Here is a 9,989-nt window from a genome sequence, read left to right as displayed (position 1 = left end):
GCCGGCGTCCCTCGCCGGCGCACCGTCGCTGCTGCGGCGGCCGGGGTCCGGGCCCGGCTACCGTGGCCGGGTGAGCTTCCGTGCCTGGTCGGCGACCCGCCGCTCGTTCGGGTTCGACGTACTGGTCTCGGCGATCGCCGTCGCGCTGGGCCTGGCCCTGCGCATGGGGCGAGACCCGGGTCTGGTCGACTGGCCGTACACGCACCAGGTGAGCGCGGTGCTGGCGGGCGGGCTGCTGCTCGATCGCCGGCGCGCGCCGTTCGGCTCGGGGGTGGCGATCTGTGCCGTGTCCCTGCTGTTTCCCACCCACGCGCTCTTCTTCGCGGCCTACGCCGCCGGGGCCTACCTGGAGGACCGGCGGCGCGCGGTCGCACTGATCGCCGCCCTGGTGCTGACGGTCGCCCAACCGTGGAACCACCCGGACGCGCCGAGCATCGTCGGCGGCGCCGGCGTGGCGCTGGTGCCGGCGCTGCTCGGCCTCTATGTCGCCGTGCGCCGCCGATTGCGCCTGGATCGCCTCGATCGGGCCGAGCGCGAACGCGAGTTGCTCTTCGAGCAGGTGCGGATGGAGGAACGGGCCCGGATCGCGGGCGAGATGCACGACGTGATCACCCATCGGGTCAGCCTGATGGTGCTCCAGGCGGGTGCCCTGCGCACCCGGGCCCGGGAGGAGGACGTGCGCGCGACGGCGGAGGAACTGCGCCTGGTGGGCTGCAAGGCGCTGGAGGAATTGCGCACTCTGGTCGCGGTCACCCGGTCGGAGCAGCAGATGGGTTCGGTGGTGGTCGCGCCGCGCGCGGTGCTCGACGTGTCCGATCTGGTGGCCGACTCGCGCTCGGCGGGCGTATCCGTCGACGTACTCACCCTGGGCGAGCCGTACGCCACCTCGCCGGTGGTCGGTCGGGCCGCCTATCGAGTCGTCCAGGAGGCATTGACCAACGTGCACAAACACGCGCCGGGCGCGGTGGTGGACGTACGACTGCACTACGTGGGCGACGAGGTGCAGATCACCGTGCGAAACTCGGCTCCCACCCGGGTCGCCGACGTCGCCCTGGGCACCGGTGGCAGCGGCCTGCTCGGTCTGCGCAAGCGGGTCGAACTGGTGGCCGGCACGCTGCGTACCGGCCCGCTGCCCGACGGCGGCTACGAACTGCTCGCCGTACTACCGGCCGGCGCATCGACCACGAAATCCGGAGACCCCGCATGATCCGCGTCCTGCTCGTCGACGACGAACGTATGGTGTGCGCGCACCTGCGCACGATTCTCGGCGTGGCCGACGACATCGAGGTGATCGGCGAGGCGTACGACGGCGCGGAGGCGGTCGAGTCGGTCCTGCGCCATCGGCCCGACCTGGTGCTGATGGACCTGCACATGCCGGGAGTGGACGGGCTGACCGCGATCGAACAGATCGTCGACCTGCCGAACGCGCCTCGGGTGATCGTGCTGACCACGTTCGGTCTGGAGCAGTACATCCTGCGCGTGTTGCACGCGGGCGCGGCCGGGTTCCTGCTCAAGGACACCCCGCCGGAGGATCTGATCGGTCTGGTTCGGGTCGCGATGGACGGACACACCGTGCTGTCTCCGGCGGTGACCCGCGACCTGGTCACCGCGTCCTCGGGACGCAACGCGGCCCGCGAGCGCGCCGTACTGGCCGTCGCGTCGTTGACCGAGCGCGAGATCGAGGTACTCACCTGCATCGGCGAGGGGTTGTCCAACGCGCAGACCGCCGACCGACTGTTCCTGAGCGAGACCACCGTCAAGAGTTACGTCTCCCGCATGCTCACCAAACTGGAGTGCGCGAACCGCACCCAGGCGGGCCTACTGGCCTACGACGCGGGCCTGATCCGCCGCTGACCCGAGTGCGGACGAGCCACCGGGCGGCGGCGGTGCGGACCGCGGGCCTCGGTGCGACGGCGGCGCGTGCTCGGTAACCTCGGAGGCGTCCGACCCCGGTCGGATCCGTGAACCGAAGGGGTGCGCATGTCGGTGACGCTCACGAAGGGCGGCAACTGCCCGTTGGCGGTGGCTGCCGTACTGGTGGAGGTCGCCGCCGAGGCGCCCGTGGACGTCTCGGCGCTGCTGCTCGCCGCATCCGGAAAGGTGCGCACGGACGCCGACTTCGTCTTCTACAACCAGCCGACCGGGCCCGGCGTGCGACTGCGCGCGGGCGCACCGGGCCGACCGGCCGCCGTGCAGGTGGACACCGCGGCGGTGCCGGCGGACGTCCAGACCATCGTGGTGACGCTGAGCCTGGACGACGGCCCCGGCACACCGGCCACCTTCGGCGGAACGGCGCCGCCGACCGCGACCGTGCGCGATGCCACCGGCGAAGCGCTGGTCACCTTCACCCCGCACGGACTGGGTCGGGAAACCGCGCTGGCGATGCTGGAGTTGTACCGGCGCGGCGGCGCGTGGAAGGTGCGCGCGGTCGGCCAGGGCTACGCCAACGGACTCGCGGGCATCGCCACCGACTTCGGCGTCGCGGTCGACGACGAACCGACCCCGCCGACCGGCCGCCCGGGCACGCCGCCGGCACCGTCGGGCGGGCCCACGCGACAGGAGCGTCCGGAGACGCCCGCACAGACCGTGCCGACTCCGGCTCCGGCGCGCCCGCAGGCCCCGGCGCCCGATGAGCCGCCGCCGGTCCCCGTCGCGCCGCTGCTCCCGCACGAACCACCCAGGCCCGCGCCGATCCCGCCGCCGGTGCCACGACGCCCGGTGACCGTGCAGCCCACCGCGCCTGCGGAGCCGACGCCACCGCCTCCGCCGGCCCCGGTGTCGGCCCCGACTCCCGCTCCTGCTCCTGCTCCGACGGTGGCGGCCACCGTCCCGCTGCCGGTCGGCGGCACCCACACCGGTGGAGCGATCAACCTCGACAAGGGCCGGGTCAGCCTGCGCAAGGACCAGTCGGTCTCGCTGGTCAAGACCGGCGCCCCGCCGTTGACCCGGATCCGGATGGGCCTGGGCTGGGACCCGGCCAAGGCCGGCAGCAGCATCGACCTCGACGCGTCCTGTATCGCGTTCGACGCGCAGGGCAAGAAGGTCGTCACCGTCTGGTTCATGAAGCTGTCCGGCCTCAACGGCGCGATCGTGCACTCCGGCGACAATCTCACCGGTGAGGGCGAGGGCGACGACGAGTCGATCGTGGTCCGGCTGGACGCGTTGCCACCGCAGGTCACCGGGCTCGTGTTCACCGTCAACTCGTTCCTGGGGCAGAAGTTCACCGAGGTCTCCCGCGCCTTCTGTCGCCTGGTCGACGACACCACCGACGCCGAGTTGGTGCGCTTCGACCTGTCCGCCACCGAACCGCGCACCGGCGTGCTGATGTGCAAGCTGGTGCGCGAGGGTCCCGTCTGGTCGATGACGGCACTCGGCCGCTTCGCCGACGGCCGCACCGTGCGCAAGCTGGTGGACCCGGCCCGTGAGGCGCTCGACGGCTGACTCGACGGGGCGGCGTCGAGCCGGGCGCGGTCACGGGCAGCGTTCGCCGTACTTGACCACGCCCACGGTCACCGGGTCCGCGACGGGTTGCCCCTCGGCTGGGCGCTGGGTGCAGACGATCCAGTGCGTCTCGATCAGCACGAGCCGACTCCCGCCCAGGTCCTCGGTCTTGACGTGCGCGTCGCCGCGCAGCGCCCGGCGGACCACGGTGACGCTGCGGCCGACCAGGCCGGGCATGCGTCCGTCGACCACCTTGGGCGCCCGGGTCGGCACGGCACCGGCCGGGCACTTCTCGTCGTGCCGGACCACGCCCAGGTCGACCGGGAGTTCCTTGGCCAGCGGGCCCGACTCGGGAGTCTGATCGCACACGTGCCAATTGCTGAACACGAACTGCCGTCGGCCGCGCCCACTCGCGTCGTGCGAGGTGACGGATCGGTAGCCGGCCCGGCGGGCGCCGTCCCACGCCTGTTGCAGGTCGACCCCGACCAGGTCCGGCAGTACGTTCTTCGGCACCGGTGCGGGCTTGGCCCGCCGGGTCTGCGGCGCCGCCGATACCGGACCGGTGGGTGCCGGCGCCGTGGCGGCGACCCGCGCGCCGTCGGCCGCCGTCGACCGGGTGTCGTCCTTGCGGTCCCGGTTGATCAGCCCCACGATCACCAGCGCCGCGGCCACCGCACAGATCAACGCGAGCCGCTGCCTCGGGTTCCGCCACCACTTCATGCCCCCACGATGCGGCCGAGGCCCGCGAAACGGGGGCAATTCACCCCCGGATCACCGGTTCGTGTGGTTCACACCCGAGTCCGGTCCCGCACCCGCACCCGCACCCGAATCCGCGTCCGAACCCGAATTCGCAGCCGCCTCCCCGGCCCCGCCCCCGCCCTCCGCGATCGCACTCGCGAACCCCGGCCCAGTCCCGGCCACCAGCGCCTCGCGCACCGCGAACTCGGTCGCCTGCCGCGCCATCTCCGCTCGGGACGGACCGGGCGCACCGATCACGATCCGGGTGGCCAGCCCGTCCAGCAACGCGTGCAGCCGCAGTACATATCCGTCCGGATCCGGATGCGGCGCGATCAGCGCGCGCAGGTCCGCCATCCACGGGCCCTCGATCTCCGCGCTCGCGGCCAATACCTCCGGATCGGCCGGCGACCGCGTCCACACCTCCAGCCACAACGTCCACCGCGAGTCCGCTCGCTCGTCGGGCAGGTAGAGGTCGATGTAGCCGGCGAGCCGCTCGGCGAGCGACACGCCGACGGCGGTCAGCAGCGCCCGGCGGCGCTGCGCGAATCCCTGCTCGCTCCAGCGCAGCGTCTCCACCAGGAGTTGTTCCTTGGACCCGAAGTAGTACGCGACGTGACCGCCGCTGATCCCGATCCGCTTGCCCAGGCCCGCCATGGTCAGTCGGCCCAGTCCGTGCTCGGCGATCGCGTCCATCGCCGCTTGGAGCACCACCTCCCTGGGCTGTTCCAACCGCTTGCGCCGTGTCCCCGCCATGCTCAGCACCCCTGGTTCGTTCGACGGCGGACCTCGCCTTCCGCCATGTTAGAACGTCGTTCAATACCGCGCCCGGCGAACCGGCGGCCCCATACTGGCGAGAGGCAGCGTCCACCTCGACGAGAGGACCCACCGTGGCATCCCAGCCGCTCACCGACGCCGAACTGACCAAGGCCCTCGCCGACCTCCCGGGCTGGCGGGTCACCGACGGCGAACTCACCGCGACCTACAAGTGCGCCCGAGCCGACGTCCCCGCGTTCTACGCGACCGTCGCCGCAGCCGAGGACCAGGCGAACCACCACGCCCGGATCACCATCCTCTACGGCACCCTGTCGTTCGCCCTGACCACCCACGACGCGGGCGACCGGATCACCGCCACCGACGTCGAGTTCGCCACCCGAGTAGCCTCCTTCGCCGCAGCCCACGGCGCCGAGAACGTCACCCCACAGAGCTAGGCCCGGCCCCGAGCCGACCCCGCCGCCGGCGAAGCCTCCGGCCGTGGCATCACCACATCCGGCCGCCCGACGTCGAAGCACCCGTCCCGAGGGGCAGCCCCTCGGTTCCGCACCGGCGCCGGCCCGCTTCGACGCCCGGCCCGCAGCACGCGGGTACCGCCCCCGCACGCCCGGGACGCCCCGGCCCGCCCGCGCCCACGCGCCCACCCGCCCCGCCGCCTGCCCGCCGGGCCACACAGGCTTCACTCGGTGCTTTCTGGGCGTTCATCCGGGCGACCCGCACGCCGCCTAGCCTCCGGGCATGAGCACCGACGCATCGGCGTCCCACCCCGTTTCGGCCACCCTTCGCGGCTGGCTTCTTCCGATCGCCGGCGCCGGGTCGGCCGGCTGGCTGATCGGGACGTACGCGATCCGCGCCGCCGCCCAGGGTTCGTGCGACGACTTCGGGCAACGCGGCTGCACGGGCGACGACTTCGGCCCCTCCCTGATCGGGCTGGCCGGCCTGGTGCTGCTGCTCGCGCTGGTGGCCGGCGCGGTCGCGGCCACCGCCGGCCGGCGCGGCCTGCCCGCGTTCGCCGGCGCCCTGCTGTTCGCGGGCACCGTCGCCGTCCTGGCCGCGTTCACCGAACCCGCCGCCGACGCCGGCTGGTACGTCCCCACGGCGACCACCGTCGCCCTCGTCGTCCTGCTGCTCACCCTCGCCGCCTTCGGCACGAGCGAACGTGGCCCGGCACCCCGCCACGCCCCGACGGCCGCCGACACCGCGAAGCCGGCCGAGTCGCTCGCCGTCGGCCCACCCGCCGACCGGCACTGAGTCGTCATCCCGCATTCGCCGACGGACGCCAGGACCCGCCCATGACCATCGAAGCGCCCGCCGGCCACAGCGTGCGCGCCCACTGGATCGGGTGGCTGACACCGCTGTTCGTCGCCGGCCCGCTCGGTGCCCTGCTCGGCTCCGGATTCGACGGGTCCCCCGGCCTGTGGGCGCTCGAATTCACCGCGCTGCTCCTGGTACTGGTGATCGCCGGCACGGTCTCCCCGATCACCGAGGCATCCGTCCCGCTGGGCGTGCTGATTCCCGTCACCCTCGCCGCCACCCTGCTGGGCGCCTGGGCCGGCATCGGCCCCGCTCCCCACTGGCTGCTCGCGATCGCCGGTGCGCTGCTGCTCGTCGCCGCCGCCGCGACCCGATGGGTGCTCCGCGAGCGGGTCCATTCTCGGGAGCGTGCTCAGGCCGCGGCGGCCGTCGAGGCGCGGCTGCGCGACGAGGCGGTGGAGGTGTCGGGGCTGGTGGTCGAGGTGAGTCGGCCGTCCGAGGGGTGGACGGCGAACGAGGCCCAACCCTTCCGCCTGGAGATCGACTTCCGCCGGGCCGACGGCACGTCCGCGCGCGCCACGCACACCGAATACCGCCCCCGGTACGCCCGACCGCGCCTGGGCGCCGCGGCCCGGATCCGCTACGTCCCCGACGACCCCTCGATCCAGGCGATCACCCTCGCCGACGAGGAAACGTCGGACGCCGTACCGCACTCCACCGTCGAGGATCTGGCCACCCTGGCCCACCTGCACGCCACCGGTGCGCTCACCGACGACGAATTCGCCACCGCGAAGGCGCGCATCCTGCACGGCGGGTGATCGCCCGCGGCCCCACGGCACCCGCACCCGCCCCGCGAGCCCTCACACCTTCGGCTGCTGCTGGGTGATGCAGTGGATGCCGCCGCCGTTGGCGAAGATGTCGCGGGCGTCCACGAGTTCGATCGTGCGGCCGGGGAAGAGCTTGCCGAAGGTCGCGGCGTTCTCCTCGTCGCGCGGGTCGTCGAAGGCGCACAGGATCACCGCGCCGTTGGCGACGTAGTGGTTGATGTAGCTGAAGTCGACCCAGTCGTCGTGTGCTTCGAGCACGGTCGGCGCCGGGATCTCCACCACTTCGAGCGCTCGGCCGTGCGCGTCGGTGGAGGCCCGCAGCAGCGCCACGTTCTCCTTGCCCACCTCGTGGTCCGGGTGCGCCGGATCGGGCTGCACGTGGGCCAGGACCAGTCCGGGGCGGGCGAACGACGCGACGATGTCGATGTGGCCCCGGGTGCCGTACATCCCGTAGTCGCGGGTCAGTCCGCGCGGCAGCCAGATCACCTTGCGCACCCCGAGGAACGCCTTCAGCTCGTCCTCGACCTGCTCCCGGGTCCACCCGGGATTGCGGCCCTCGTCGAGTTGCACGGTCTCGGTGATCAACACCGTGCCCTCGCCGTCGACATGGATGCCGCCGCCCTCGTTGACCATCCGCGAGGTGTAGCGCCGGGCGCCCGCGGCCTCGATCACCTGCTCGGCGATGTCCCGGTCGTGCTCCCACGAGGCCCACTCCTGGGCGCCCCAGCCGTTGAAGATCCAGTCGGCGGCGGCCAGTTCGCCCGGCCCACCGGTCAGGAACGTCGGGCCGATGTCGCGCATCCACGCGTCGTCGAGCGGGCGCTCCGACACGGCGAGCGGCCGGCCGACGTACCGCGCCACGGTGTCCGACTCGCCGATGTCGGTGATCATCGTCACCGGCTCGTAGCGGGCGATCGTCTCGGCCACCCGACCCCACGCGGTCCGCGCGGTGTGCAGATCCTCCTCGGCGAAGGTCTCGTTGCGGCTGGGCCAGGCCATCCAGGTGCGCTCGTGCGGAGCCCACTCGGCGGGCATCGAAAAGCCGTCTGCGGCCGGGGTGTTCGTCATCTCGAAATTCCTTCGGACTCAACTGTCCAGAGCAACGAATCTCTGGAGCACGGATCTTTGGAGCACGACCCGCAAGGCACGGATCGGCGAAGCACGGACCCGTGAAGCACGGACCCGCAGAACGCGGATCGGAGGAGCACGGGCCGGTAGGAGCACGGGCCGGTAGCACCCGGATCGGCGGAACACGGACCCGCGAAGCACGGCGCCCTAGAGGAAGTACAGCCGGTTCAACGACACCGATTCCGCGGCCTGCGACATGACCGGTTCGCCGTCCATCGTCACCGCCCCCGTGTCGGCGGCGACTCGGACCTCCGCCAGTCGGTTGTTGTGGATCATCGCCGCCGGACCGATCCCCCGGGTGCCGCGTACGCCCACCCGGCGGCGCCGGGTCGGCATCAGGTCGCCGCCGCCGGCTGCCGCCGCCTGCGACGTGAAGGCCACCGACAGTTCCGCCGGCGCCGCGCCGTGGGCGCCGAACTGCGGGCCCAGGACCAGTGGTTCGCAGTTGTCGGTGGACGCGTTCGGGTCGCCCACCACGCCGTAGGCCGGGAATCCGCTCTTGAGCACCAGTTGCGGCTTGGCGCCGAACCACTGCGGGTGCCACAACACCAGGTCGGCCATCTTGCCGACCTCGATCGAGCCGACCTCGTGCGCCAGGCCGTGCGCGATCGCCGGGTTGACGGTCAGCTTGGCGATGTAGCGCTTGACCCGTTCGTTGTCGTGCCGTTCGTGCTCGGCGCCGCGTTCGAGCTTCATCTTCCCGGCCATCGCGAAGGTGCGCCGCACGGTCTCGCCCGCGCGGCCCATGCCCTGGGCGTCGGAGGAGGTGATCGGGATGACCCCGAGGTCGTGCAGCACGTCCTCGGCGCCCATCGTGCCCGCCCGGATCCGGTCGCGCGCCATCGCGGCGTCGCCCGGCAGGTCGGTCTTGAGGCCGTGCGCGGACACGATCATGCCGAAGTGTTCGCCCAGGGCGTCGCGGCCGAACGGCAGCGTGGGGTTGGTCGAGGAGCCGATCACGTTGGCCACCCCGGCCATCCGCATCACGTTCGGCACGTGCCCACCACCGCATCCCTCGATGTGGTACGCGTGGATGGTCCGCCCCTCCAGTACGGACAGCGTGTCGTCCACGGACAGGCACTCGTTGAGGCCGTCGGTGTGCAACGCGACCTGTACGTCGTGGTCTTCGGCCACCCGCAGCGCGGTGTCCAGGGCCCGGGTGTGCGCGCCCATGTCCTCGTGCACCTTGAAGCCGGACGCGCCGCCCTCGATCAGCGCCTCGTCCAGCGGCCCCCGTCCCGAGGACGAACCCCGGGCCAGGAAGGCGATGTTGACCGGCCACGCGTCGAACGCGGAGAACGCGTGCCGCAGCGCCCAGGGCGAGTTCACCCCGACCCCCCACACCGGGCCGAACTCCTGGCCGACGATCGTGGTCACCCCGGAGGCCAGCGACGCCTCCATGACTCGCGGCGACAACAGGTGCACGTGGGTGTCGATGGCGCCGGCGGTGGCGATCAGCCCCTCGCCGCTGACGATCGTGGTCCCGGTGCCGACCACCACCTCGACGCCGTCCTGCGTATCGGGGTTGCCCGCGCGGCCGATCGAGGCGATCCGGCCCTCGCGGATGCCGATCGAGACCTTGCGGATGCCCTGGATCGCGTCGATCACCACGACGTTGGAGATCACCACGTCGCACGTGTCGCGCACCGGGATCGCCTTCAGGTGCAGGCCGTCCCGAGCGGTTTTGCCGAAGCCGGCGAGGAACTCGTCGCCGGGCAGCGCCGAGTCGTGCTCGATCTCGATCACCAGCCCCGAATCGCCGAGCCGCATCCGGTCGCCGGCCCTGGGACCGTACGTGGACGCGTAGTCGCGCGGATCCATCACCTCGTC

10 protein-coding genes are annotated in these 9,989 nt (G+C 72.5%); 6 read left to right on the top strand and 4 right to left on the bottom strand.

The genetic code is table 11. The annotated features are described in order from the left end of the window. The 3 genes from ACFXMF_RS33445 to ACFXMF_RS33435 form a co-directional block, all read left to right on the top strand. Positions 1–1,207: sensor histidine kinase (locus ACFXMF_RS33445; protein WP_380020932.1), on the top strand; the 1,207-nt coding region annotated here is incomplete at its 5' end. Next, the gene (locus ACFXMF_RS33440; protein WP_360309468.1) at positions 1,204–1,854 is read left to right on the top strand and encodes a response regulator transcription factor; all 651 of its coding nucleotides are present in this window, start codon (positions 1,204–1,206) and stop codon (positions 1,852–1,854) included. The genes ACFXMF_RS33445 and ACFXMF_RS33440, both read left to right, overlap by 4 nt. 126 nt (positions 1,855–1,980) lie before the next feature. Continuing rightward, positions 1,981–3,441, top strand: a complete 1,461-nt coding sequence (locus ACFXMF_RS33435) for a TerD family protein (RefSeq protein WP_379989492.1) — start codon at positions 1,981–1,983, stop codon at positions 3,439–3,441. A 30-nt stretch (positions 3,442–3,471) separates the two neighbouring features. Here the strand turns inward: ACFXMF_RS33435 and ACFXMF_RS33430 are convergent, their stop codons facing one another. Continuing rightward, positions 3,472–4,161: a hypothetical protein gene (locus tag ACFXMF_RS33430; RefSeq protein ID WP_360309464.1), complete on the bottom strand. Its 690-nt coding sequence runs from the start codon at positions 4,159–4,161 to the stop codon at positions 3,472–3,474. A gap of 51 nt (positions 4,162–4,212) precedes the next feature. After that, positions 4,213–4,932 (bottom strand): TetR/AcrR family transcriptional regulator, encoded by a 720-nt coding sequence (locus ACFXMF_RS33425; RefSeq protein WP_379989494.1) that lies wholly within the window; start codon positions 4,930–4,932, stop codon positions 4,213–4,215. A gap of 134 nt (positions 4,933–5,066) precedes the next feature. On the opposite strand from ACFXMF_RS33425, the gene ACFXMF_RS33420 reads away from it, so the two are divergent. The 3 genes from ACFXMF_RS33420 (at position 5,067) to ACFXMF_RS33410 (ending at position 7,022) form a co-directional block, all read left to right on the top strand. Then, complete coding sequence (locus ACFXMF_RS33420) at positions 5,067–5,387, top strand: 4a-hydroxytetrahydrobiopterin dehydratase (RefSeq protein WP_379989496.1); 321 nt, start codon at positions 5,067–5,069, stop codon at positions 5,385–5,387. Between the two features lie 301 nt (positions 5,388–5,688). Next, entirely contained in the window at positions 5,689–6,201 is a 513-nt protein-coding gene (locus ACFXMF_RS33415; RefSeq protein ID WP_360309458.1) for a hypothetical protein, read from the top strand. A gap of 41 nt (positions 6,202–6,242) precedes the next feature. Further along, complete coding sequence (locus ACFXMF_RS33410; RefSeq protein WP_379989498.1) at positions 6,243–7,022, top strand: SHOCT domain-containing protein; 780 nt, start codon at positions 6,243–6,245, stop codon at positions 7,020–7,022. Between the two features lie 42 nt (positions 7,023–7,064). Here ACFXMF_RS33410 and ACFXMF_RS33405 read toward each other — a convergent pair whose 3' ends face one another. Both ACFXMF_RS33405 and ACFXMF_RS33400 read right to left on the bottom strand, forming a co-directional pair. Further along, a complete protein-coding gene (locus tag ACFXMF_RS33405; RefSeq protein ID WP_379989500.1) occupies positions 7,065–8,099 on the bottom strand; it encodes an agmatine/peptidylarginine deiminase in 1,035 nt (344 codons plus the stop codon). Between the two features lie 207 nt (positions 8,100–8,306). After that, on the bottom strand, positions 8,307–9,980 hold the full coding sequence (locus ACFXMF_RS33400; protein WP_360309597.1) for an urease subunit alpha: 1,674 nt from the start codon (positions 9,978–9,980) through the stop codon (positions 8,307–8,309). Positions 9,981–9,989 lie beyond the last annotated feature (9 nt).

The sequence above is a fragment of the Embleya sp. NPDC059213 genome (assembly GCF_042754445.1).
Lineage (GTDB): Bacteria > Actinomycetota > Actinomycetes > Streptomycetales > Streptomycetaceae > Embleya.
This window is presented reverse-complemented; position numbering and strand designations above follow the sequence as displayed.